The organism is Pedobacter kyonggii (genome assembly GCF_004310665.1).
Classification (GTDB): domain Bacteria; phylum Bacteroidota; class Bacteroidia; order Sphingobacteriales; family Sphingobacteriaceae; genus Pedobacter; species Pedobacter kyonggii.
In genome coordinates this window covers 1-25,255 of the sequence record NZ_SIXF01000034.1, presented here as the reverse complement: position 1 = coordinate 25,255, position 25,255 = coordinate 1, and the positions used below count along the sequence as shown (strand labels likewise).

General features: G+C 40.0%; 21 protein-coding genes. 10 read left to right on the top strand and 11 right to left on the bottom strand.

Features of this window, described 5'->3' with window-relative positions; translation table 11 throughout:
• Nucleotides 1-29: 29 nt before the first annotated feature.
• Entirely contained in the window at nt 30-695 is a 666-nt protein-coding gene (gene nth, locus EYS08_RS22185; RefSeq protein ID WP_029280284.1) for an endonuclease III, read from the bottom strand.
• A gap of 554 nt (nt 696-1,249) precedes the next feature.
• On the opposite strand from nth, the gene EYS08_RS22180 reads away from it, so the two are divergent.
• Nucleotides 1,250-1,726: a DUF3347 domain-containing protein gene (locus EYS08_RS22180; protein WP_131032154.1), complete on the top strand. Its 477-nt coding sequence runs from the start codon at nt 1,250-1,252 to the stop codon at nt 1,724-1,726.
• 15 nt (nt 1,727-1,741) lie between these two features.
• Nucleotides 1,742-4,036: a multicopper oxidase domain-containing protein gene (locus EYS08_RS22175; protein ID WP_131032153.1), complete on the top strand. Its 2,295-nt coding sequence runs from the start codon at nt 1,742-1,744 to the stop codon at nt 4,034-4,036.
• 1 nt (nt 4,037) lies between these two features.
• Here the strand turns inward: EYS08_RS22175 and EYS08_RS22170 are convergent, their stop codons facing one another.
• Nucleotides 4,038-4,997, bottom strand: coding sequence for a hypothetical protein (locus tag EYS08_RS22170; RefSeq protein WP_131032152.1), 960 nt, complete (start codon nt 4,995-4,997; stop codon nt 4,038-4,040).
• Between the two features lie 205 nt (nt 4,998-5,202).
• Here EYS08_RS22170 and EYS08_RS22165 point away from each other — a divergent pair, with 205 nt between their 5' ends.
• From EYS08_RS22165 to EYS08_RS22155, 3 genes are read left to right on the top strand one after another with little or no spacing between them, the layout of a single operon-like run.
• Nucleotides 5,203-6,300, top strand: coding sequence for a fatty acid desaturase family protein (locus EYS08_RS22165; protein ID WP_131032151.1), 1,098 nt, complete (start codon nt 5,203-5,205; stop codon nt 6,298-6,300).
• Nucleotides 6,290-7,348, top strand: a complete 1,059-nt coding sequence (locus EYS08_RS22160; protein WP_131032150.1) for a fatty acid desaturase family protein — start codon at nt 6,290-6,292, stop codon at nt 7,346-7,348. The genes EYS08_RS22165 and EYS08_RS22160 overlap by 11 nt, the downstream gene beginning before the upstream one ends.
• Nucleotides 7,349-7,369: 21 nt before the next feature.
• Entirely contained in the window at nt 7,370-7,960 is a 591-nt protein-coding gene (locus EYS08_RS22155; RefSeq protein ID WP_131032149.1) for a hypothetical protein, read from the top strand.
• A gap of 175 nt (nt 7,961-8,135) precedes the next feature.
• Here the strand turns inward: EYS08_RS22155 and EYS08_RS22150 are convergent, their stop codons facing one another.
• From EYS08_RS22150 to EYS08_RS22135, 4 genes are all read right to left on the bottom strand, one after another.
• Nucleotides 8,136-9,320: an MFS transporter gene (locus EYS08_RS22150; RefSeq protein WP_131032148.1), complete on the bottom strand. Its 1,185-nt coding sequence runs from the start codon at nt 9,318-9,320 to the stop codon at nt 8,136-8,138.
• A gap of 49 nt (nt 9,321-9,369) precedes the next feature.
• Nucleotides 9,370-9,546 carry a hypothetical protein gene (locus EYS08_RS26155; protein ID WP_208745932.1) on the bottom strand — a complete coding sequence of 59 codons (177 nt, stop codon included), beginning with the start codon at nt 9,544-9,546 and terminating at the stop codon, nt 9,370-9,372.
• Nucleotides 9,547-9,832: 286 nt separating this feature from the next.
• The gene (locus tag EYS08_RS22140; RefSeq protein ID WP_108199343.1) at nt 9,833-10,027 is read right to left on the bottom strand and encodes a hypothetical protein; all 195 of its coding nucleotides are present in this window, start codon (nt 10,025-10,027) and stop codon (nt 9,833-9,835) included.
• Between the two features lie 88 nt (nt 10,028-10,115).
• Nucleotides 10,116-10,700 carry an RNA polymerase sigma factor gene (locus EYS08_RS22135; protein ID WP_057933765.1) on the bottom strand — a complete coding sequence of 195 codons (585 nt, stop codon included), beginning with the start codon at nt 10,698-10,700 and terminating at the stop codon, nt 10,116-10,118.
• 259 nt (nt 10,701-10,959) lie between these two features.
• Here EYS08_RS22135 and uvrA point away from each other — a divergent pair, with 259 nt between their 5' ends.
• Both uvrA and EYS08_RS22125 read left to right on the top strand, forming a co-directional pair.
• Nucleotides 10,960-13,773 carry an excinuclease ABC subunit UvrA gene (gene uvrA, locus EYS08_RS22130; RefSeq protein WP_131032147.1) on the top strand — a complete coding sequence of 938 codons (2,814 nt, stop codon included), beginning with the start codon at nt 10,960-10,962 and terminating at the stop codon, nt 13,771-13,773.
• 8 nt (nt 13,774-13,781) lie between these two features.
• The gene (locus EYS08_RS22125) at nt 13,782-14,435 is read left to right on the top strand and encodes a LysE family transporter (protein WP_131032146.1); all 654 of its coding nucleotides are present in this window, start codon (nt 13,782-13,784) and stop codon (nt 14,433-14,435) included.
• On the opposite strand, the gene EYS08_RS22120 is transcribed toward EYS08_RS22125, so the two are convergent.
• Both EYS08_RS22120 and EYS08_RS22115 read right to left on the bottom strand, forming a co-directional pair.
• Complete coding sequence (locus tag EYS08_RS22120) at nt 14,430-14,654, bottom strand: hypothetical protein (protein WP_131032145.1); 225 nt, start codon at nt 14,652-14,654, stop codon at nt 14,430-14,432. The genes EYS08_RS22125 and EYS08_RS22120 overlap by 6 nt on opposite strands.
• A gap of 71 nt (nt 14,655-14,725) precedes the next feature.
• Nucleotides 14,726-15,295: a hypothetical protein gene (locus EYS08_RS22115; protein ID WP_244216019.1), complete on the bottom strand. Its 570-nt coding sequence runs from the start codon at nt 15,293-15,295 to the stop codon at nt 14,726-14,728.
• 72 nt (nt 15,296-15,367) lie between these two features.
• Here EYS08_RS22115 and EYS08_RS22110 point away from each other — a divergent pair, with 72 nt between their 5' ends.
• Nucleotides 15,368-16,210, top strand: a complete 843-nt coding sequence (locus EYS08_RS22110) for a metallophosphoesterase family protein (protein WP_131032144.1) — start codon at nt 15,368-15,370, stop codon at nt 16,208-16,210.
• A gap of 441 nt (nt 16,211-16,651) precedes the next feature.
• Here the strand turns inward: EYS08_RS22110 and msrA are convergent, their stop codons facing one another.
• The 3 genes from msrA to EYS08_RS22095 form a co-directional block, all read right to left on the bottom strand.
• The gene (gene msrA, locus EYS08_RS22105; protein WP_057933770.1) at nt 16,652-17,140 is read right to left on the bottom strand and encodes a peptide-methionine (S)-S-oxide reductase MsrA; all 489 of its coding nucleotides are present in this window, start codon (nt 17,138-17,140) and stop codon (nt 16,652-16,654) included.
• A 568-nt stretch (nt 17,141-17,708) separates the two neighbouring features.
• Nucleotides 17,709-18,584: a hypothetical protein gene (locus EYS08_RS22100; protein ID WP_131032143.1), complete on the bottom strand. Its 876-nt coding sequence runs from the start codon at nt 18,582-18,584 to the stop codon at nt 17,709-17,711.
• A 3-nt stretch (nt 18,585-18,587) separates the two neighbouring features.
• The gene (locus tag EYS08_RS22095; protein ID WP_208745931.1) at nt 18,588-19,835 is read right to left on the bottom strand and encodes a YdcF family protein; all 1,248 of its coding nucleotides are present in this window, start codon (nt 19,833-19,835) and stop codon (nt 18,588-18,590) included.
• Between the two features lie 317 nt (nt 19,836-20,152).
• Between EYS08_RS22095 and EYS08_RS22090 the strand changes: the two genes are divergently transcribed.
• Entirely contained in the window at nt 20,153-23,419 is a 3,267-nt protein-coding gene (locus EYS08_RS22090) for a SusC/RagA family TonB-linked outer membrane protein (protein WP_131032142.1), read from the top strand.
• A 10-nt stretch (nt 23,420-23,429) separates the two neighbouring features.
• The gene (locus EYS08_RS22085; RefSeq protein WP_131032141.1) at nt 23,430-24,959 is read left to right on the top strand and encodes a RagB/SusD family nutrient uptake outer membrane protein; all 1,530 of its coding nucleotides are present in this window, start codon (nt 23,430-23,432) and stop codon (nt 24,957-24,959) included.
• The last annotated feature ends 296 nt before the right edge of the window (nt 24,960-25,255 follow it).

Here is a 25,255-nt window from a genome sequence, read left to right as displayed (position 1 = left end):
AATGTCAATAGTAAATTGAAAATAATTTTTTAAGCTTTTAATTTATCTCTTTCGTTTTGGGCGGTCAAACGTTCGAAGTACCTGCACATGTAGGTAATTTCGCAAACATCGCATTTGGGGCTTCTTGCTACACAAACGTAACGTCCGTGCAGAATAAGCCAGTGGTGTGCAATGTGGATATCGTGTTCGGGAAGGTTTTTAACTAAATCTTTTTCAACCGCCAATGGGGTTTTGCCATTGGTTAAACCCAAACGGTTGGCCACACGAAAAACGTGGGTATCAACCGCCATTGCCGGTGCATTGTAAATTACCGAGGCAATTACATTGGCAGTTTTGCGGCCAACGCCTGGCATTTTCTGTAAGTCGTCAATCCCCGAAGGCACCACATCATTAAACTCGTTAAGCAGAATATTAGCCATACCCACCAGGTGTTTTGCCTTATTGTTGGGGTAGCTGATGCTTCTGATGTAATCGAAAACAATATCGGGCGTAGCTTCGGCCAGCGCTTTAGCATTGGGGAACCGTTGAAAAAGCGCAGGGGTTACCATATTTACCCTTTTATCGGTGCACTGAGCAGAAAGGATTACCGCCACTAAAAGCTGATAGGGGTTGTTATAATGTAACTCGGTTTCTGCATCAGGCTGCTTGGCCGAAAAATGTTCTACAAAAAGTTTGTAGCGTTCTTTTTTAAGCATGTGCAAATATAGGTTAAAGATGGAAAATGTAATACGGGAAATGTAAGATCATGAAGATGGATGAGGTATGCATTAAAACTGCGATTTGTCATCCTGGGGATTAATTTTTTGTATAAAAATGAATATAAATGACAGGAGTATTTAAAAGAAATAAATCTCCTCAGATTATCGTCATTGCGAGAAGGCTTTTTCAGCCGACGAAGCAATCTTTATGGCAAGGGTTACTAGTTTGAAAGATTGCTTCGTCGTTCCTCCTCGCAATGATGGCCTTTCTTTTGAATCTGTCAATGAAAGCTTGGTCGAAAGGATCTCTACTTATAAAAGGTTAATTGTTAAACCGCTCAATCCACCCCCAACCGCTTAACGCCAACCTCATGGCCTGACCGTAGAGCGATAATTATATAAACATTTTCGGTAAAAGTGTAACATCAGGAAAGACCATACCGCTAGCTTTGTGTAACAATAAAACCCGGTTCTGGTTGGAAAGCAGATTAATAAGCAGCTCGCTAACTGGTATCGGGAAAATATATTGATAACATTTAACTTAACACAAAATGAAAACGTTATTTAAATTCTGGGCAATCAACGTCCTTGTACTAATTGTAATTGGCAGTGCCTCAGCACAGGAAAAAGCAGTAGCGGTTAACCCTTTGCAGGCTTATTATGAAGTTAAAGATGCCTTAATTAGCAGCAATGCAAGCGTGGCAGGTACCAAGGCTACTGCATTAATTAATGCCATAAAAGCCAACGAAAAAACCAACGCTTCGGAAGTATTGCGTGATAAAATATTGTTTGATGCCGAGCACATTGCCGAAAGTAAAGATATCGAACATCAAAGAGATCATTTTACCTCCCTGTCGACCGATTTTTATGCCTTGGAAAAAGCAGTAAAACTTAGTGATAAGCCTGTTTATTATGCTTATTGCCCCATGAAAAAAAGCTATTGGTTAAGTGAAGTCGAGGCGATAAAAAATCCGTATTATGGTAGTAAAATGTTAACTTGTGGTAAGGTTGCCGAGGTGCTTAAATAAAACATACGCTACAAAATGAAGTTTATTTTAGTTTGTTGCCTTAGTATTTTGCTTAGTAGCTTTGCTTTTGGCCAACATCAGCACAGTGAGGTAAAAGCAGCCGCCCCAAAAAAAGCTCCCCTCAAAGCAAGTGATGTGGAAACTTTAGGCAACAAAAAGTCGCCGGGGGTTGTGCGCTATGATTTATATGTTGCCGATACAACGGTAACTTTTGGCGGGAAACCTAAAAGAGCCATTGCGGTTAACGGGCAAATACCTATGCCAACACTAACTTTTACCCAGGGCGATACAGCAGAAATACATGTACATAACAGACTTAAGGAGCCAACTTCATTGCATTGGCATGGGCTATTTTTGCCAAATCAATATGATGGGGTTCCTTATTTAACCCAAATGCCTATTGAGCCCAATAAAACCCATGTTTACCGTTTTCCAATTATACAGAGCGGTACCCATTGGTACCATAGCCATTCGGGCTTGCAGGAGCAGATTGGGATGTACGGTGCCATGATTTTAAATAAAAGAAAAGAGCCTGTCATACCTACGATACCTGTTGTTTTAAGTGAGTGGACAAATATGATGCCCCACGAAGTTGACAGGCGATTACACAATGCGAATGATTGGTTCGCAATAAAAAAAGGTACAACACAGAGTTATGCCGAAGCCATAAAAGGTGGGCACTTTAAAACCAAGCTCACCAACGAACTGAAACGGATGACCGCCATGGATGTGAGCGATGTGTACTACGAAGCATTTTTAGTAAACGGAAAAAATCAGTACCAGGTAGCAAACAAGCTCAAGGCAGGCGATAAGGTAAGGTTGCGTATTGCTAACGGCGGGGCATCTACCTATTTTTGGCTCACGTATGCCGGTGGTAAAATAACGGTGGTGGCCAATGATGGCAACGATGTAACACCTGTAGAAGTAGATCGGCTCATTATTGCCGTTTCCGAAACCTATGATGTGATTGTATCCATCCCCGAAAATAAAAGCTTCGAGTTTTTGGTAACACCTGAAGATCGCACCAAATCGGCCTCGTTATGGCTGGGTAGCGGACAAAAAGTGCCGGCTCAAAAATTGCCCAAATTGAAATATTTCGAAGGCATGAAAATGATGAACGAAATGATGGATATGAACGGCAATCTGGTGCAGATGGAAGGCATGAAAATGCAGAACCAGGTAATGGATATGAATGCCGTAATGTATGCTGAGCTGGATGATACTGGGACTGATACTGTTGTTGCTGCTGATGCGCATAAAGCCCATAATATAGGTAGTAGCAAAAGCGCAAAAGGCCCCATGACAACATTAAATTACGATATGTTGCGCTCGCCTGAAAAAACGATTTTACCTAAAGCCCCAACTCGCGAAATGGAGTTTCAGTTAACGGGCAATATGAACCGTTATGTTTGGACTCTAGATAATAAAACCATTTCCGAGGAAGATAAAATCCTCATCAAAAAAGGCGAAAACCTGCGGATCATTTTATATAACAACAGTATGATGCGCCACCCTATGCACTTGCATGGGCACGATTTTAGGGTAATTAACGGCCAGGGAGATTACGCTCCTTTAAAAAATGTACTCGATGTTATGCCCATGGAGCGCGATACCATTGAGTTTAGCGCTTCAGAAAGTGGCGATTGGTTTTTTCATTGCCACATTTTGTACCACATGATGAGTGGGATGGGTAAAATTTTTAGCTATGAAAACTCACCGCTAAATCCTGAAATTCCAAACCCTAAATTGGCGCAACGAAAACTTTTTGCCGATGACAGGATGTTTCATTTTATGGCCGAAAACGATTTTGCCAGCAACGGAAACGACGGTATGGCCATGTTGGCAAATACGCGCTGGAGCATTGGCGCCGAATGGCGCTTAGGTTACACTAAAATGCACGGCTTTGAAACTGAAATCCATATTGGCCGGTACATAGATAGAATGCAGTGGTTAATGCCTTTTGTCGGGTTCGATTGGCGCTACCGGAAAATGGAAATGGGTGAGCAGGAGAGCAATATTTTTGGCCAAAAAAGTACAAAGGATAACAGAAGATTGTTTAGTGTAGGGCTTGCCTATACCTTGCCCATGTTGGTGGTAGCGCAGGCAGAAGTGTATCATGATGGTAATGTGCGTTTACAGTTAATGCGGGAAGATATACCGATTTCTAAGCGCTTAAGGGCAAGCTTTATGGTAAACAGTGATAAAGAATTTATGGGCGGACTTAAGTTTATTACCACAAAATACATGGGTATTTCTGCGCACTATGATAGCGATATGGGTTTTGGCGCAGGCTTAACGCTTAATTATTAATCTAACCATTGGTAATCTCTCTCAGCAATTTGTCGCATTCGGCAAAGGCATTGTACAGATATTTATTGCGGTGTTTTTCTCCCTGGCCGCTAAAAGAAACCGATTTCATAATCAGGCCCTGCATCCATTGTTTGGTTTGTTTGCAATAGGCCTGATCTTCGGTTCTTAAGTAATTGAAAGTATTAAACCTATTGTAGCAGGCCATGTGGTCTTTAAAATCGACCAGGTAAGCGATGCTTCCCAGTACATCACAATTGTACCAGTTAAAGGTATGGTTGGGGTCGATGGTTTTTTTGCTGCTAATGGCGTACATATTCATATCGGTGAGGCAATACCTTACCTGCTCTACAATTTTTACGGCCAGTTCGGTATCGGTAAGGTGCCCGGCTTCGAATGCATACCTGATCTGTTCGAGTGTGCCTGTTACGGTATCTTTAGACCATATTTCGGTGCTTGGTATTTCCAGATAAGTGGCATGCAGCTCCTGCGAAATTTTAATAATCTCATCGGATAGAAAGGAAGAACTGAACGGCATTTCCAGGTTATTGGCGCTATTTGCCCAAAAGAAGAGTTTAAAGCTGGTGAGTTCAGGATACTTGAAAAAATGAAATAGGGGAATATCGTCGGTAGTAATGGTGATGTGTTTCTTGTTGCTGTTCTTGATGGCTTTTATATTGTCCAATAAGTTTCGGAGATAGCCAATCATATCTAAATCTTCATTTACATTTAAATAGCTAAAAGTAACCGATAACGATTGTTTCGGACTGTACAGAAACGGGACGTCGAAACAATCGGAAAGTTTGATGATTTGCTGGAAAGTAAGGTTGCTGTCGCCCCTGATTTTCTTATAGGCCTCATTCGTGCTTATTCCTAATTTTTCGGCGACACTTAGCGCCAGGTTCTGGTATTCGGGCAACGCAGCTTTGATGGCTTGAAAAAATAATACTTGCTGATTATTCATAAAGATTAATTTTTTAATTGAATATATGGTTTTTTAATAATCAAATGGATTATTGTATCAGATTAAATCATAAAATCTAATTTATAGTTAAGTACGGGTGTTTGTATTTTCTTTAAAAGGTGATTATTTGGTTTGTTGTAATCTTTTAGATTAATTACGGTTTGTTCTATGTTTTAGATTTGGTTAAGAATTAAAACGCACTGTTATGAACAAATTAAGATTTATAAAAGATGAGGGCTCCGAATTCTATAAAGAATTGAACGAGCAGATAGAACAATATTTTATTCAAACTGGAATGAAAAAGACGGGGAACGCAAAAATGTTTTTCAAGATTTTCCTTTACTTCGGTTTAGACATACTGTTTTACGCCTTAATGATTACCAGTCCTTCGCCATTGGCATTCTATGCATTTTACCTGCTGATGGGACTTTCGGTTTTATTAACTGCTTTTAATGTTTCGCATGATGCCGCCCATGGTGTAGCGGTTAAAAGTAAGTTCTGGAACCAGTTGTTGTTTTCACTCAGTTTTAATCTGCAAGGTAATAATGCTTATGTATGGGGTAAAAACCATAACGAATCGCACCATTTATATACCAATATAGAAGGTAGCGATATTGATGTGCTGAACAATCCCCTGTTTCGGATGACCGAATCGCAGCCTTTAAAAGGGTACCATCGGTATCAGTTTATTTATGCACCGTTTCTATATCTCTTTTATTCTATTAACTGGTTCTTTTTTAGGGAAACCCTGATGTTGTTCAATTTATCGAGTCGAACCATTAAAGTGGAGATCCCCTGTATTGAAGCCATAAAGCTGGTCCTATATAAACTCTTGTATATAGGATATATGATCGTTTTGCCTATTTATCTGTTGCCTTTCGGTTGGACAGTTGTTCTGATGGCCTTCCTGTTGAACCATTTTATTATTTCGCTGCTGTTTGTATCGGTGTTAGGCGTTGCACACTTATCAGATTATGTATCTCATCCGATGCCTGATAAAGATAATAAATTGAACATGAGCTGGCCGAAACTGCAATTGCTTACCTCGATCGATTATCATGCAGAAAGTAAATTTCTTAACTGGACACTTGGTGGTTTTAATGCTCATGCGGTGCACCACCTGCTTCCGAATGTTTGCCATGTGCATTACCTTGATATTATTCCAATTTTTAAAGCGCTGGCTAAAAAACACAAGCTTACCTATATGGAAATGTCGTACGGCGAATCGTTGGCCTCACATTTCAGGTTTTTAAAAATGATGGGCAGAAGTGAACACTTAATCCCAATGCGATATGAAGGATAAACACATTCATGTAGCAGCTGATAGTCAGTTGCTCAAAGCAATATACAAACGTGTAGCGCAGGAACTGGTAATTGATAAATCTGCGTTTATGAGGATAATTGCCGCTAAATTCGTTGTGTATTTCGTGCTCACCTTTTTTGCATATTTAGCTTTGTACCGCATGGTTAACCCAATTGGTTTTATAGGCTGTTTTATGGGGTATGGTTTTATCTCGTTGCTCTTTGCCTTTAATTTTTCGCACGATTTTTCGCACAATACTATTTTTAGAAGCAAGCGGCTTAACCATATCTGCTTTGTGGCTATTTATACATTGGTTGGTGCGCATGCCGAAGCCTGGAAACTGAGGCATGTTAATTCGCATCATTATGCACCAAATGTAGAAGATTATGATTCAGACCTTAAAATATCGAAGCTGATCCGCGTGGTACCCGATAGTAAACAGTATTGGTTTCATGCTTACCAACACCTATATGCACCATTGGCTTATACTACCTATTCGCTGTTCTGGATTTTTATTAAAGATTTTCTGATTCTTTTTGGCAATGATGGCTTTGCGGTTAAAAAGAGTTTTGAGTATTATCTGTCTTTTGTGCTTCAAAAAACAATCTATATCATTTTATTATTAGTGCTGCCCTTACTTTTTTCTGGCCAGCAGTGGGATGTAATAGTGCTTGGCTTTTTGATGATGCATTTAAGCCAATCGTTGTTTTTACTGTTTACATTTTTTATGACGCACCATGTAGAGGAAACACAATATCCGAAAGCAAATGCGCAGGGTTATATTAACGCTTCCTGGTTAATGAACCAGATTAAGAGCTCCAACGATATGCATCCTTTTAGTAAAACGGCAAACTTTATTTTGGGTGGCTTTAACAATCACATTGCCCATCATTTATTTCCGCATTATCACCATGTATACTACCCACAGATCAGTAGAATATTATACGAAATATTAAATGAAAGTGGTATAACGCCCAATTGCACCAGTTATTTAGGAGGGATAAAATCTCATTTAAAACTGCTTAAAAGAATGGGAACCGCTGTATAGCCCTTATCTAAATTAAACGTTATGAAGTATTTATTGATATGCTTTTGTTTGCCACTGTTTGTAGATGCCTTGGCACAGCAGGATACCTTACACCAAAAAAGGAAAATCTATTTTGGCCTTGGCTTTAGTCTGGGCGGTGGGGGAAACAGACGGTTGTATGGAGCTGCAGATTTTTATCTGCAGAAAAGAAGTAATTATATCTCGCTTAAAACATCAGCTGTAGAACGTATCAGGATTTTTTTCGGCGGTTTGCCAGAACCACATATTGCTGACGTTGGTGTTTTAGCAGGCAAAAGTTATACTTTTAACCGTTACCATTATGTTAAGTTTGGTGCAGGGGTTTCTTTGGTTGATCAGGTAAGCGCCGGTGCATTCCTGTATAACGATTGTGACAGGCCGGGCGGATGCCTTTTCAGTAATAAAGTGTATGAAAGGATCAGAAGAAAAACGGTCGGTTTACCGCTCGAAATGAAATATGAACTGTACTTGGATAGGACAGCGGCTGTTACTGCTGGTTTTTCGGCAAACCTGAACAATCTGCAATCTTTTTATGGAATATCCCTAGGTCTGGTAGTAGGCAGGTTGAAAGATAAAGGAGGCCACAGGTATTAGGCATAAAGGGCTTTAGCTAGGCGATCCAATTTTTAGTATGTTGGGTTTTAAGCATCGCAATGACCTTTCATTATAAACCTGATGGAAGCGGTAGCCCGAGCTTTTTCTGCGAGGCTTTAGCGGACAGCAGGACTGAAATTTTTACTTGTACTAACCTTTGTTTTCCAAATAAAAATTAGTGAAAAGAGGTAGCTGGCACTTTAACTTCTTCAGTTACGCCTTGATTACTTTTAATCAACCAGAAGGCAAAAAAAGCACCAACCAAAGCCATAGCCGCACCAACATAAGCTGGCGAAGTATAATCGAAACCGTACACTAACGGGAGCCCACCGAAGAATGCGCCTAAAGCATTACCAATATTAAAACTGGCCTGACTTGCAGATGCTGCCAGCATTTCGGAGCCTTTGGCACTCTGGATCATTAACATCTGGATTGGGGCTGCCAACGCAAAAGCTACGGCGCCGGTAACAAAAGTCATAATTAAAGCCAATGGCTGACTTGCTGATACGAAGTGAACAATGGTTAGGGTAATTACCATGGTTAGTAATAAGGCTGCTGATGCTTTTGCTGGTGAAAATTTATCGGCCAGTATACCACCGATATAATTACCACATAACATGCCTATACCCGCCAACATTAATATATAGGTTACCGCATTAGGCGAAAAGCCTGCAACATCTGTCATTAAAGGGGCGATATAACTGTACCAGGTAAATAATCCACCCGTTCCAATCGAGATCATAAAAATGATAATCCAGGCTTCTCTTTTTTTGAAGAAACTTAGTTCGGCTTTTAAATCGCGGTTTTTTGTGGCTTCCAAAGCTGGTAACCATAATTTTAAACTCAGCAAAGTAACCAGGCCAACAAATACAACAACGGCAAAAGAAATCCTCCAAGAGAAATTGTGACCGATGAAGGTACCCAATGGCACCCCAACAATATTGGCGATGGTTAAGCCCATAAACATAAGCGATACGGCTTGAGCTGCTTTTCCCTTTTCGGCTATTCTGCTGGCCACTACCGACCCCACGCCAAAAAATGCACCGTGTGGTAAACCAGAAAGTAACCGGGCAATAAACAGGGTATTAAAAGTAGGTGCGAATGCAGAGAAGGCATTAAACACCGTGAACATGATCATCAAAGCAATCAATATCATTTTTGGTGGATATTTGCCGGCAATCATGATCAATAAGGGTGCGCCAATTACTACGCCTAAAGCATATGCAGAAATTAGATGCCCTGCCTGCGGAATGGTTACTGCTAAATCTTTTGAGATATCGGGTAGCAGGCCCATCATAACAAATTCTGTTATCCCGATGCCTAAACCACCTAAAGTGAGTGGGAGCAAGTTCTTGTTCATAGCGTACTTAGTGTTAAATTTACACTATGCAAAGGTAAGGCTTTTTGTTTTAGGGGATTGTAAAAATTAGGCCATTATATGCATATGTAAGAGCAGCTACTGGTTTGTCAGAATTTGCAGTATGCATAAAATGCATATTGCTTTTTTTATCTAATTCTTCTTCTTTAAAAATATTACTAATATGCCTTGAAATAACTGATTGATCTCTTTTAAATAAATTAACCATTTGGGCCTGGGTTAGCCAGATCGTTTCGTTTTGTATATTTACATCAACAGCGGTTTGTCCATCTTTGGTTTGATAATGACAATTTGATTTAATTTCATATTTGTTTATTTCGGGGTAGAAGCATTTTTAATGATATAATAAACAGAAAATTATTAAAAGTAGTTTTAGCTAGAAAAGGCTGCAGTAGAATCTTTATCCATCTCAATCTTTTTATTTTCTGCCCCATAAAATAAAAAAAGCTTGCCCCACCCTGTGGAACAAGCTTTTTGGCTCATGTAAAGATTTTCTACTTTGCTCTGCTGTAAGCTAAAATCTTGTTGATGGTTTCATCTTGAGGATTTTTAGCCAGTCTATCTAACTTACCTTTTATTTGATCATAAAATAAGTCGATTTCTGCGTCAGATTCAATATCAGTTCTAGGCTGAAACATGTTAGGTGTAGGTAAATTTACATTTGTTTTTGATGTAGAGGTTTTTGTCATAAGCAACTAAATGTGATAAGTTTTATAAACTTAACGATAGTTCAGATGCTTTATTTCAACCCCTAAAAAAAAATATGTAACAATTTCACTACCCTTTATAGGTCATCTCCTTTGTTTTAAGCATTTTACGCAAATTACTCAATGCATAACGCATACGGCCTAATGCTGTGTTGATGCTTACATCGGTTAAATCTGCTATCTCTTTAAAGCTTAAATCTGCATAATGGCGCATGAGGAGCACTTCTTTCTGCTCATCAGGCAATAAATGGATCATTGCTTTTAAATCTTTATGGGTCTGGTCGCGAAGCATTTTATCTTCTGCGCTCTCATCATAAAAGTGTAGCATATTGAATACATCCATTCCATCAGCACTGGTGATGATTGGTGTTCTCTTTTCTTTTCTGAAATAATCGATCACCAGGTTATGCGCAATACGCATTACCCAAGGCAAAAACTTGCCTTCTTCGTTATATCTTCCCGACCGCAGGGTGTTAATTACTTTTATAAAAGCATCCTGAAAAATATCCTCCGCCAGATATTGGTCTTTAACCAATAAGTAGATAGAGGTATAAATTTTACTTTTATGTCTTCTTAAAAGTTCCTGCAATCCATTCTCGTTCCCGGTAATATATACCTTTACCAGGTCCTGATCATTATATGATTGTAAATTCATAGGTTTACCTACACTAAATCCCGTACTATTTGCTAAAAATTAATTTGTAGATGTTTAATTTCTATAGCTGCTCTCCTATGTTTTTTGAATGTGTTAGTTTGGTTTTGAGGTTGTTAATGTTCAAAGAAAGTTATTTTTTTATCAAAAAACAAAAAATAAAATGTTAAAAAATAAATTAACCGTCTCAGTACCCTATTTTTGTATGTTCTTAAAACCCTAACAACATTCTGGGGTTATACATTTATATTCGTTACCATACATGAGCAAAAAAGAGGCCGAAAAAAATCCGCATAAAAATATTATCATAAAAGGTGCCCGTGTGCACAACCTAAAAAACATCGATGTTGCCATTCCAAAAAACAAACTTGTGGTGGTAACAGGTATGTCTGGTTCGGGGAAATCTTCGCTTGCTTTTGATACTTTATATGCAGAGGGGCAACGCCGATATGTAGAAAGTTTATCTTCTTATGCCCGCCAGTTTATGGGCCGGATGAATAAACCCGATGTTGATTATATTAAAGGTATTGCTCCGGCAATTGCCATCGAACAAAAGGTTATTACTTCCAACCCACGTTCTACCGTTGGTACCTCGACCGAAATTTACGATTACCTGAAACTGCTTTTCTCGCGTATCGGTAAAACCATTTCGCCTGTTTCGGGCAAAGAAGTAAAAAAGGATTCGGTAAGTACGGTGGTAGATTATGTAAATGCAATGCCAGAGGATACAACGGTTACGATTTTTTGTCCTTTGTACCCGCACAATAACCGTACGATTAAGGAAGAACTGGCTATTTTATTACAGAAAGGATTTTTACGGGTTCTGATTAATGATAAAATCGAAAAAATAGAAGCAGTTTTAGACGATGCTGATTTTAAAGATGCAGAACTTACAGATGATAAGACCGTTCAGATCCTGATCGACCGTATTGTAACCAACCAGGAAGAAGAAACATTAAGCAGATTGGCCGATTCGGCACAGACTGCTTTTTTTGAAGGTAAAGGCGATTGTTATGTAGAAGCCCAGGGCACAACGAAACATTTTAGCGACAGGTTTGAACTGGATGGAATAAAATTTGAAGAACCTACGCCGAACTTTTTCTCTTTCAATAACCCTTATGGTGCGTGCAAACGTTGTGAAGGTTATGGAAACGTAATCGGCATTGATGAAGATCTGGTTATTCCTGATAAGAGCAAAAGTATTTACGATAATGCCATTGCGCCTTGGCGTGGCGAAAAAATGAATGTATGGTTGCAGAATTTTATTAAAGCTGCCCCAAAATTCGATTTTCCCATTCACCGGCCTTATAGTGCCTTAACAGAAACAGAGCAACGCTTGCTTTGGACAGGAAATAAATATTTTGCAGGCCTTGATGCTTTTTTCAAAGAACTGGAAGAGCAGACTTACAAAATTCAGTACCGGGTAATGTTATCACGTTACCGCGGCAAAACCACCTGTCCTGATTGTAAGGGCTCGCGTTTGCGTAAGGACGCATCTTATGTAAAGATTGCTGAAAAATCGATTATCGATGTGGTGCTGATGCCATTGGCAAAAGCGCTGGTTTTCTTTAACGAGCTGAAATTAAATGCCAACGATACCAAAATTGCCAAACGTTTATTGGCAGAGATTGATAACCGTTTCCTTTATTTAAACAATGTGGGTTTAGGTTACCTTACCTTAAACCGTTTATCGAATACGCTTTCGGGTGGAGAATCGCAAAGGATTAACCTGGCCACTTCATTAGGAAGTAGCTTGGTGGGGTCCATTTACGTTTTGGACGAACCAAGCATCGGTCTGCACCCACGTGATACCAATAAACTGATCGAAGTATTGATTTCGCTCCGTAATGTAGGCAATACCGTTTTGGTGGTAGAGCACGAAGAAGAAATGATGCGTGCAGCTGATTACATTATCGATATCGGCCCTGAGGCTGGTACCCATGGTGGTAATTTGGTTTTTAGTGGTAATTACGAGGAGATTTTAAAAGATAAAAACAGCTTAACGGGCCGTTACCTATCGGGAATAGAAAAAATTGCCATTCCGGATAAACGCCGTAAGTGGAAAGATCACATCCTGATTAAAGGAGCAAGGGAAAACAATCTGCAGAATATTGATGTGAAGTTTCCTTTAGGTGTTTTTACTGCAGTAAGTGGCGTTTCAGGATCGGGTAAAACCAGTTTGGTTAAAAAAATCTTATATCCTGCACTGCAAAAGGCAATTGGCAACTACGCTGGTGAGCAAACGGGTGCTTATGATGGCATTTTTGGCAATTACGATCTGGTAAGTGCTGTAGAAATGGTGGATCAGAACCCGATTGGCCGTTCGAGCCGTTCCAATCCGGTTACTTATGTTAAAGCCTGGGATGATATCCGTGCCTTATTTTCGGGCCTGGCATCGGCAAAAGCTGCAGGCTTAAAACCAGCTGCTTTCTCTTTCAACGTAGAAGGTGGCCGCTGCGATGTTTGTCAGGGTGAGGGCGAGGTGAAGATCGAAATGCAGTTTATGGCCGATATTTACCTGCCTTGCGAAGCCTGTAACGGTAAACGTTTTAAGCAGCAGGTTTTAGATGTAACCTATAAAGAGAAAAATGTATCCGAGATTTTGGATATGACTATTGAAGAGGCTGTAGAATTTTTTAAAGATGAACAAAAGATCCTCAATAAATTAAATCCGTTGGTTGATGTAGGTCTGGGCTATGTGCATTTAGGTCAATCTTCTAATACCTTATCGGGTGGTGAGGCGCAGCGTATTAAACTTGCTTCTTTCCTGATTAAAGGTAACAATGCAAATAAAACGCTCTTCATTTTCGATGAGCCTACTACTGGTCTGCATTTTCATGATATTAAAAAACTATTAAAAGCACTGAATACCTTGATCGAACAAGGAAACACGATTTTGGTGATCGAACACAATATGGACATGATTAAATGTGCCGATTGGGTAATTGACATCGGCCCAGAAGGAGGCGATGGCGGCGGTCAGGTGGTATTTGAAGGTATACCCGAAGATTTAGCTAAGGTAGAAAAATCGTACACCGGAAAATATTTAGCATCGCATTTAAATTTAAATCCATAATTTCGGCAATGCTTTTTCTAACGTTTTTCATAGGCATCATTCTCAATGCCATGGGCTATATCCCCCCGGGTAACATTAATCTCACCGTTGCACAGCTCGCTATTAACAAGGGGATGCGGCAGGTTTGGTACTTTATTCTTTCCTTCTCTTGTGTAGAAGTGTTTTTTACCTTTGGGATGATGCGTTTTGCCCGCTGGGCCATGAGCGATATCAATCCGAACGAAGCGGTAAGTGAAGTGCGTTTAAGTACTTTAGTCGATTGTTTTATGATCGTGATGTTTTTGGTGATGGGTACCATTACCTGGAAGAACAGGAAAAAAGTGCCTAAAACAAATAATACTAAAGAAGATAAGCGCAGTGGAAGCGTTTTATATGGATTGATTTTAGGGGTGCTAAACCCTGTTCAGATTCCGTTCTGGCTGTTTTTTGGCAATTATGTAATTTTACACCAATGGATTGAAACGGATTACCTTTCATTAGTGATTTTTAGTTTGGGCTCGGGCGTTGGTTCTACACTCGCACTTTACTTATATGCGCATTTTGCCACTTATATTCAGGAGAAATTTGCCCTGAGTAGTTTAATTATCAATAAATCGATAGCGATATTTTTGTTCGCATTGGCGGCCTATCTGGTCATAAAACAGGCAATCGTTATTCTATAAATCTAATCCAAGGTCTGTATCCCACAGACCTTTTTGTTTTTTGTATTTTCTGGATTGGTAGTTTGTTTTTGCCACGGAAACACGGAAAGCACGGAACAGGTGCACTTGATTTTTATTATTTTGAATAGTATTATCCGTCTGAGCTCGTCGAAGACCTAAAAGCAAGTTTTCTTCACCAAGGTCTGTGTCCTCACAGACCTTCAAGTTGGCTTTTGTCAAGTATTGAATACGAAGAAATTAGTTGTTTTTCTTTCTGTTGGGGCACAGACGGGGAATGCGTTTTCATCTTATTAAGCCCGTTGTAAACGGCTAAGAACAGCTGCAGTTACTAGGCCGCCAATAACATACCAAGCTACGGTTAATATTTTTGTCTTATTCGTATGGGTTACTGGCGTATCGTCCAAATCCATTTTATCGGGAATATTTATAGCCCCTAGGCCTGCTGTAAGTCCTGCTAACGCACCCTTTATATAAATATTTTTTTTGCTGCCAAAGCCTATAGCACTATAATATAAACCATTGCTCACAATATCGCCGGCAAGAGTTGCAAGGTAAAGATTGTTTCCACTTGGCGTTTCAAGATTTAAACTTTTCATCGATTTTGACAGTGCTTGTTCGCCTAAAAGATCAATTCTAGGTGCATCTGGATCAATCCGTCTTACACTTTCGTGCAATATATTTAATGCTCCGGCACCAGCGAAGCCCGCGAGTAAGGATTTGAGTAGTTTCATATTATGATAATCGCTGCTACACCTAAATTGTTTTGAAATTGCCAAAATTGTATCGGCAAAACCAGCTGCCAAAATCACTATTCTGTTATAAAATTGATACACATTTATGTATTGGTTTAACCTAATCATAACATTAAATTTATGTTTAAGAAGCCTGGTCACCCTAATATTGGGCTTTGATACAAAACATATCTTATCCTTATGTCTAACAGACGCTTTTTTCTGAAAAATAGTTTGGCTGCTGCTGTGGTTGCCAGTATTTCGCCAGTTCTTTCATCATTTGCTGAAGAACAAACCGCCCCCGCCAGATCAGGCAAAGCTCCTAAATTGCGTTTTGCGATCGCATCGGATGGACATTATGGTCAGCCTGGAACGGAGTACAAATTGCACCACCAGAATATTGTGAAGTGGTTAAATGAATCGCATGATAAAAATCCGCTCAATTTTGTGATTATTAATGGGGATCTTGTTCACGATCGCCCAGAACTATTATCAGAAGTAAAAAAAGAATATTACGATAAACTTAAAGTTCCATTTTATGCTATCCCAGGCAACCACGACCATGCCGATGCCAAGATCTGGAAATCGGTTTTCGGTTACGAGGATAACTTTTCTTTCGAAAAAAATGGAGTAGGTTTTGTTTTGGCCAATACTTCTGATACCAAAGGCACTTATTTATGCCCTGACAATGATTTTTTAAAACAAGAACTTGATAAGTTTAAAAACCTGAAAACTGTTTTCGTGGTGCTGCATATCCCTCCTCATTTCTGGGTACCCGAAAGTCCTTTTGTAGAATGTCCGGATACGATTAAACTCTTGCATAGCTATGCAAATGTAAAAGCGGTATTCCATGGGCACGACCACAGTCTCGATGCCGTTTTTTATACCAATAAACTGCCACATTTTTTCGATGCACACATCGGTGGAAGCTGGGGCACAGCCTATAAAGGTTACCGGATTGTAGAGGTTGATGAAAATGATAAGATCCAAACTTACCAGGTAAATGCAAGTGGATCGCCATTACTTAATGAAACAAAGTTTTAACAAGTTAGGCGGCCTCCGAACATGATAATGGGCTTATCGTTGCAAGGCATGGAGCAATCCTAAAGCTTAGTATATAGCTATTGTTGTAAAACTTGATTTCTAGAAAAATAAAGATGCTGAACTTTCATTATTATTTGGAAAGCAATTGCTGTGCTCAATTAACGTTTGTCTTGCTTTCTGCTTGTAGTCCCGATTAGAAGGAAATCGGGACTACCGCGGCAATCAGGTTTAAATGGGGAATATTTTGCTGCTATTGAAGGTTGATTGGCATGATGCAGATAGATGGATCGTATTTCAGCATCGTGCAGCCCCAAAGTATGAGGGGTACAGCGAACAACGGGCAGCATGAACTAAAATGCTACTGTATCTGATTTTCGGATAATGAAACGGATCCTCCTGCTTTCTGTCAAAATGTTTCATGCATCGTAATTGACGGTCTTATTATAACTTCCAGTCTGGTCTTTCAAAGTGGCAGGTATAACCGTAAGGGTTTTTCTGTAAATAATCCTGATGTTCTTCTTCAGCATTCCAAAAGTCGGTTTCGGGCACCACCTCGGTTACAATTTTGCCAGGCCATTTGCCCGAAGCATCTAACTCGGCAATTAATGCATTTGCGGTGTTTTTCTGTTCTTCACTATTGTAAAAAATAGCTGAGCGGTACGATGTACCCACATCATTTCCCTGTCTGTTGCGTGTGCTCGGATCGTGGATCTGAAAGAAATATTCTAATAATTTACGGTAGGTTAAAACAGTTGGATCAAAAGTAACTTCAATGGCTTCGGCATGTGTGCCATGGTTCCGGTAAGTGGCATTTGGAACATCACCACCAGTATAACCTACCACGGTAGAGGTAACACCTGGGTAATGACGGAGCAGTTCTTCTACTCCCCAAAAGCAACCGCCTGCAAGAATGGCTTTTTCAGTATTCATATATCTTTCCTTTTTAATTAAATAAAGGTACGACGAAGATGTGTAAAGGGAAAGTAAAGAAGGGCCACCATTAGTATCTTTGCCGGCAGGTAACATACTAAACTTACATGATCTTATATTCCTTCTATGGTTAAACGCATCTAGGGGGCTTCGACTGCGTTCAGACTGGCAAATTGGGGCGACTGCAAGCTTATATTTTGGAGCGTAAGGCTTCTGCAACACACTAAATTTATTCCCGTCTTCCGCTTTTACGCTTCGCTTCCCCGTGCCTCGTTGCTGCAGGGTAATCGCTTCAGCCGGGGCTAATAGGTTAAGGCAGTTTTTCATTTGTGAGGTTGCAGGGTGCACAACCCTTGTTCCTAAACCCGATTGCAATGCAAAGCCCGTAAGCGAGGTACGGGTGCGGACTTGAAATGAGCGGGACTGCGAACCGCCAAAAACTACAAGCCCTCCATTTCCTGATTTTTAAGAAATAGTGAATGTTTATTTTGGTCGGTGAGACACCAACCGATAGGACAAAATTTCATTGCTGTAGTGTTTTATTGTTGGATTGGCCCAACACTTAGCGCTAACCGCCAACCGCAAAATCCATAAAGCTCACATTGTTTTTACGAGCAGAGCTTACCGCAATTCCTTTATCTGCTTGATCTGTAAAGTTAAAACCTTCCAGTTCATCCAGCTTATCGGTATCTATAACTTTGATGACAGATTCCTGCCCGCTGGCAAGCGATTTTTCCAGATCAAGAAAGGTCAGTCTCCATTTACGTCCCTCAATTTGGTTCTGGATTAAAACGAGTATACCTTTATCGGCAATCCAGTGTAGATTTTGGACCCATGGTGAGCAGGTGAATTTTTTAAAGAGAATTCCCTTTTCACTTGTTTTATCGGCTTTTGATAAGGCTTCGGGATTGTATAATCGTACTTGATTTGCTTTATTGCCATAATCGGCTGTTGCTACAAACCATTTGCCTTTATAATTTACATACTCGGGCCGCGTACCCTGGATACAGGCATCATCTTCAATAGATTTTACCAAATTTCCGTCCAATGTTTTCGTCTTTAAAAAAGCTTCCCAGTTGATGCAATTAATTACCGCTTTCCAAACGGTGCCTTCAGCATTTTGCTTTACCGAGTTGCCCACAAATGTGGGTAAGCCCTTGTGGAAAGCAATACCGGTGGGATGTTTGATGATATTTTCGCCTTTAATGGTGAACTTGTATTCCTTATGCTGATAAATTAAAGAATCCTTATGGAGTTTATATTCGCGCATTACACCCACTTCTCTATCTCCGTAGAGGAAATACCGTCCGCTTTGATAAGAAATGCCCTGGCAGGCGCCTAACGAATCAATTGTAATCGTTTTTGTGATCTTTCCTTCTGTTTTATTGTATCTGGCCACAAAAAACATCACGATTAATACTAAAATTGGGTTTAATGTTTTCATAAACTAAGGATCTAAAGGTTCGTCAAAATCAATCTGTAAGGATGCTGTATTTAAGTAGAATTCTGATTCAGTATCACTTAAACGTTTTCCGTTTTTATAAGGATAATAGCCGAGTTCTTTTTTGCAACGCTCGGGGAGCAGATTGGTGATATTATAGCTCTGCGATTTTACGGTACAGGCTAAACCCGGTTTATCTACCGGCATCCCATACCTAAACATTAGCCTTGCACAGTTGCGCAGGTTGGTGGTGGTATGGCGGGCATGTGGTTCCATAATAATGGCATTTTCGGGTATTTGAAGCACTTCCATCAGGAATTTCTTCATTTCGTAGGCTTCGCTGAATTTGGTTTTATAGGGATGTACACGTCCGCCCGAAACCACGATGAATGGTGCCATACCTTTTTTATATTGTATGGCTGCTAAGCGGCAGCGGATCATTCCGCCAGCACTTAGCGCAACATCTTTTTCTTCCGGGCCGGCACCAGGAACCAGGATTACGCTGTAAGGATATTTTTTCCAGTCTGTTTTTTTAATCTGGTTAATGGCGGCAAGGTTTACACCTTTGGCCATCGGCTCGTAATCGGCGGCCTCATTGCGTTCATTCAGTTCTAAAGCTTCCAATGCAAATAACATGGTGGGTTCGAAAAAGAGCTTAGTATTGCCCTGCAAGGCTAACCATGCACTGGCAGATACGAGCTCTGCAAATGCTTTATCTTTTAAGCTAAAACTGATCGAATCTATTTTTGGGTAATTGGGTTTGTTCCCTTCTACGTAAACACCAATTGCATAATTAATGGCATTGGCATCTTGTTCCCAGGCTTTAACTAAAAGGGTTTTGTGTTGTCCTTTGGCGAACATGGCATAACAACCTGAGGGGATTAGATGATTTTTCACCAAATTTCCCAAGGGATTATTTTCTGCGTAAAGCAAGGCCAAACGGTTTCCGATATCGGCTATTTCCTCATTGGTAAATTTTAAGGCTTTGGCAGAACAGGAAATATCTGTTTTGCAGGTTTTAACTGCTTCATTTACTTGTGCTGTTTTTGATTTATAGATGTTATTGAGCGCGGTGTCTGTGCTCAGTATTTTGCGCAACCCGGGCAATTGCTGAAAAAGTGTAAGCAGGTAATAATTTTTGTATTGTACTTCGTTCCTGGTCTTAATTAATTGGTAAGACTGGCTTGTTAAATCTTGTGCAGATAGGCATTGCCAAAAAAGGCATAACACAAAGAAGGTATAAAAGAATTTCATCAAAGTTTTGGAAGCAAATTTAAAGATTGGCCATTAAAGAAACATTAATAAGATGTTATGTTTTGATAGCTATTAAAACGATTTATCATATATCTAATGGTGCTTAATATTAATTTAAAGTGCCGGTTCAAATTGGTGTATAGAGTTAACATAATAGATACATCGTGTTAAAAGTACACTTATACTTTTGCGGCTGTAGAACGCTCAAAAAATTACCTGTTAACCTTAAAGGATAAGCCTATGTAAATGTGAAAATCTACGCTTCTAATTAAACAAAACCCCAATTATATTTCAAAACCATTACTAAGAACAAAAAGATGACATCATTTTTTTTAACCGCAAGTATAAAAAGTGCTTGCAGGAAATTGCTTTTGCCTTTAGGCCTATTGGCCATCTGTAATTCCGGTGCAATAGCAATTAATCATGAAGTAACTGCTTCGGGCTTGCATAATAAAACATTTGCCACTATAAGCGGAACGGTTACCGATCAAAATAACCAACCCTTACCAGGTGTAAGTGTTTTCGAAAAGAAAACAAAAAAAACAACCGTTACCGATCCCAATGGTAAATATTCAATTAATGTAGAAGAAGGTGCAATTTTGGTGTTTTCTTATATCGGTTACGATAATCAGGAAGTTGCGGTTAATGGCCGCCAAAACATTAATGTTACTTTAAAAGAAAGCAGCAATACACTAAATGAGGTTGTGGCCATTGGTTACCAGAAGATCAGGAAATCGGATGTAACAGGTGCCATCAGCAGTGTTAAGGCAAGTGAAATGAATTTAACTTCTCCTACTGTTGGTCAGGCGCTGGTTGGTAAAGTTGCCGGTGTACAGGTATCACAAACCAGTGGTGCACCATATTCCGGTACCAAAATCAGGGTAAGGGGTATCGGGTCAATTAACGCCAGTTCTGATCCCTTATATGTAATTGATGGTTATCCGGCAGGAAACAACGTATCCATCAATCCGGAGGATATCGAAACCATCGATATTTTAAAAGATGCAGCTTCTGCAGCCATTTATGGCTCAAGGGCATCGGGTGGGGTAGTGTTAATTACCACCAAAAGAGGTGCAGATGGAAAAGGAAAGTTTGAGTACGATGTTCAGGGGGGAGTTTCCCAATTGGCTAAAAAAGTAAAATTATTGGATGCGAACCAGTTTATACAGCTTTTAATTGATGGACGAAACAACGCCTATAAAGATTTGTGGGTAAACTCGGGCAAAACCTGGAACGATGCCATGTTCAGCGATAACAATACCACCCGTATTGCCAATGTAGGTAATGGTAGTAGCGTAAGCATTCCGGCCGATCTTTATAATTTTAGCACCCAACAGGCTATCCCTGCTACCTATAATACCGATTGGCAGGACGAACTTTACCGCAATGCGGCTTTTCAACGTCATAACCTTTCATTTTCTGGCGGTACCAAAGATGTAAAATACTTTTTAAGCGGCGGTTACCAAGACAATGATGGTATTGTAACCAACACCAACCAAAAAGTAACCAACTTTAGGGGTAATATTGATGGCAAGGTGAGCGAGCGTTTACGTGTGGGTGCAAACATTGCTTATACCAAGAACGATAACAGAGAGGTGCAGGAAGGACGTTATAATTTAAGTCCGATGATGTCGGCATTAATTTATTTGCCTTACCTGCCTGCAAGAGATGCAAACGGCAACCCTGTTCAGTTTGGAATGGGTGCATTGTCTTCTCAGTTCGGTATCCAAAACCCTGAAAACCCTTTGGCTACGGTTGAGCAATTAAAAATCACCAGAAAGAGCAATAGGAGTAATTATAATGCCAATGCTACTTACAAAATTTTAGAGGGGCTTAATTTTAAAGCTAACCTAGGAACACAAACATACAACGAGAAATATGAGTATTATTTGCCTACCAGCTTAAGTAGTGGCAATACCCCACCTTACTCTCCCGAATCGATTAGGGCAGCAAACGCAATTGCACAAACACTTAATCAGGTAGATCAACTGGCAGAGTTTACTTTAAATTACAATAAAACCTTTGGTAAACATAGTATAGATGTTTTAGGCGGATATTCTGCCCAGAAAACATCAAGTGATCTGATCAGGGTAGCCGCAAGCGGGTTCCAGAACGATTATATCGGTGAAATTACGGATAAAGGGGCTGAGGCAGGTTTTTTTAAATTAGATAGAGCAGGTAAAACAGTTACCACTTTACTTTCTTACTTTGGCCGTTTCAGTTATAACTATGCTGGCAAATACTTTTTAACTGGTTCCTTCCGTCGCGATGGTTCATCAAGGTTTGGTCCGTTAAATAAATACGGTAACTTCCCTTCTATAGCCGCAGGCTGGAATTTATCTGACGAAAGTTTTTACAATAACTTTTTGGGTGAACAATCAAGGGTTAAGCTAAGGGCCAGCTGGGGCTTAAGCGGAAATAACAATATCCCGGATTACCGCACGCAGCAAGAGTTAAGCGCACCGGGAGGCGCGGTTTTCGGAAGTGCTATTTCTACCGCTATTTGGCCAAGTAGCATTCAGGATAGGGGATTAGGATGGGAATCTACTTCTCAGTTCAACTTTGGTACCGATATCAGTCTGTTCAAAAACCGTGTATCCATCATGGCAAATTATTATTTAAGTTATTCTTTCAACTTATTGTTTAACAAACCGCTTTCTGCAATTGCCGGAACATCAACAATTCTAACCAATCTTTCTGATAGTAAAGTTCGCAATAAGGGTTTCGATTTGCAGATTGATGGCAAAATTATCCAAAATGAGGACTTTACTTTGGGGTTAAGCGGAAACATCGCGGCAAACCGAAACAAGGTCTTAGACCTGGGTGGTAACAGTACGATTTTTACTGCTGGTGCGGAGCGCTCGTACATTACACACGTTACACAAGAGGGCCAGCCAATCGGGATGTTTTATGGATTTAAGGTTTTAGGACGGATTACTGCCGATAATTTAGGCAAGGTAGCGCCATCAGCTTCTTCTACCAACCCGGCGAAAATCGGTGATTTATATTTTCAGGATACGGATGGTAACGGCGTTGTAAACGACGCGGATAAAACGGTAATCGGCACACCATACGCAAAATTTACCTATGGTTTCGCCTTAAACACCTCTTACAAAACGTTTGATTTAAGGGCATCATTTAATGGATCGTACGGGAACCAGGTTTTGGATGGACAGGATTATTACCTGTATAACTTTGAAGGTTCGGGAAACCAGTATGTAGAGGTTGCAGATCGTTACAGAAATGAAGCAAATCCAGGCAGTGGTTTAAACTACCGTGCATCGCGTGCGGGTACGCAAAGTAACAGTACGCGTTTATCGTCATTTTACATTCAGGATGGATCTTATTTCAGGTGTACCAATATTACTTTAGGTTACAGTTTTCCAAAGCAACTGGCCAATACACTTAAGGTGAGCAATATCCGCGTTTATGCGAGTGTAGATAATGCCTTTACCATCACCGATTATAAAGGTTATAATCCTGAGGTAGATTATAGTGCGGGCAATAACCTTGCTCCGGGTGTGGATTATGGAAACTACCCATTGGCTAGAACCTATAACCTTGGTATCAAATTGACTTTTTAGAACTAAAGAAATGAAAAAACATATTTATAAAGTATTGGCCCTAAGTGCAATTTTAAGTTTGGGTGCCTGTAAAAAAGATTTTCTAAATCAAAGTAACCCCAACGCCATTGCTGTAGAAAACTATTTTAAAACAGAAAATGATGTATTGCTGGCTGTTAATGGTGTTTACCAATCGCTAAGAAGCAGCAATACCCTGGGCGAAAACAGTGGTTTGTTTACCGACGAACGTTCGGATGATGCGGGTAGGAATGATAACCAGAGTAATGCGGGTGAGCCTTTCCAGTTCAATGATTTTTCGCTCCTGCCAAGCAATTCTTATTTAAGGAGCCATTGGCTGGCACTTTATGAGGCAATTGGCAGAACCAATGTTGTACTTACAAACATTGATAAAGTATCTTTTGCTAATGCGGCCACCAAAGAGAATTATAAAGCAGAAGCCAAGTTTATCAGGGCCATTATGTATTTCGAACTGGTACGAAAATGGGGACCGGTACCAGTGGTAACCAAACAGCTTAGCACAGCCGATGAAGTAAAAGAGAACACTTTTCGTGTGCCTGAAGAAGCTGTATACAACCAAATTGTAACCGATTTAAAAGATGCCCTTAGCAGCACCTTACCGAATTTCCAAACAGGAGCGAATGTAGGTAGAACTTCAAAAGCAGCAATAAACGCATATTTGGGTAAGGTTTATTTAACCATGGCAGCTACATTACCGGCAAATAAGGCTGAGAACCTAGGCAATGCCAATAATTATCTAACGGCAGCTTACAATATGAAAGCTTTCGGAAATCTATCTGAAATTCCATATACAGATGTTTTTGACGTAGCGAAAAAAACAACCTGTAAAGAACTGATTTTCCAGATTTCTTACAGACAGGGCGATATCAATTTTAGTTCGAGCATTGCGGCAAACAACCAGGCCAAAGGCGAAACCATCAACTCGCTTAAACCTTCTACCGGGATTGGTAGCAATGTAAAGCTTGATCTGATTAATGAATACGAAACAAACGATTTAAGAAAAGATTTCTCTGTCAAATTTGCCAATGATCCGACTGTTAAAGATTGGTTTATTACCAAATTCCGTGATGCGAGCCAAGGGGCAACCATTGCGGGTTATGGAGGTAATGATTGTGTTTTAATGCGCTATGCTGATGTAATTTTAATGCTTGCTGAGGTAAACATGTTACAGGGCAATGATGCGGTGGCCATTCAATATTTAGATATGGTTAGGGCAAGGGCTGGAATGCCACTATACGCTGTATCCAAAACAGATGCTACTTATGCGGCTAAATTCCCTACTTTAAAGCTTGCTATTTTACACGAACGCAGGGTAGAATTCGCTTTCGAACACCAAAGATGGTTTGATTTAATCAGGAATTTTACTGCTGCAGAGTTAGTTAGCTATTTAAAGGCCAAACCACAATCATCATACGGTATTGCTAAACTGGCTAATGTAACCACTAAAGACAGGTATTATCCTATTCCTTTTGATGAAGTGAAATTAGATCCGGTTAAAATGTACCAGAATCCTGGTTACTAGGCGACACGAACAAGCAGAGAGTTCGTGAGAACTCGAAGCTTGATGCTTTGCAGAAGATGATGGTAGGTCCATCGGTATCGACGTACAGGCGTTGGTATCAAACTACCGCTAAGTTGCTGTGGTGAACGAACCATGGTGAGGAGCGTTAGCGGAAAAGGCATCCGAAGAGGTGTCAGGTAAGTTGTAAGAAGATGAATGTAAATGAACCACCGATGAGGTGTCGAAAGGATGAGATGATGTCAAAACTAAGTACAGTATCGACTTGGGATAAGCCAGAGAATAACCTGTTTATGCTC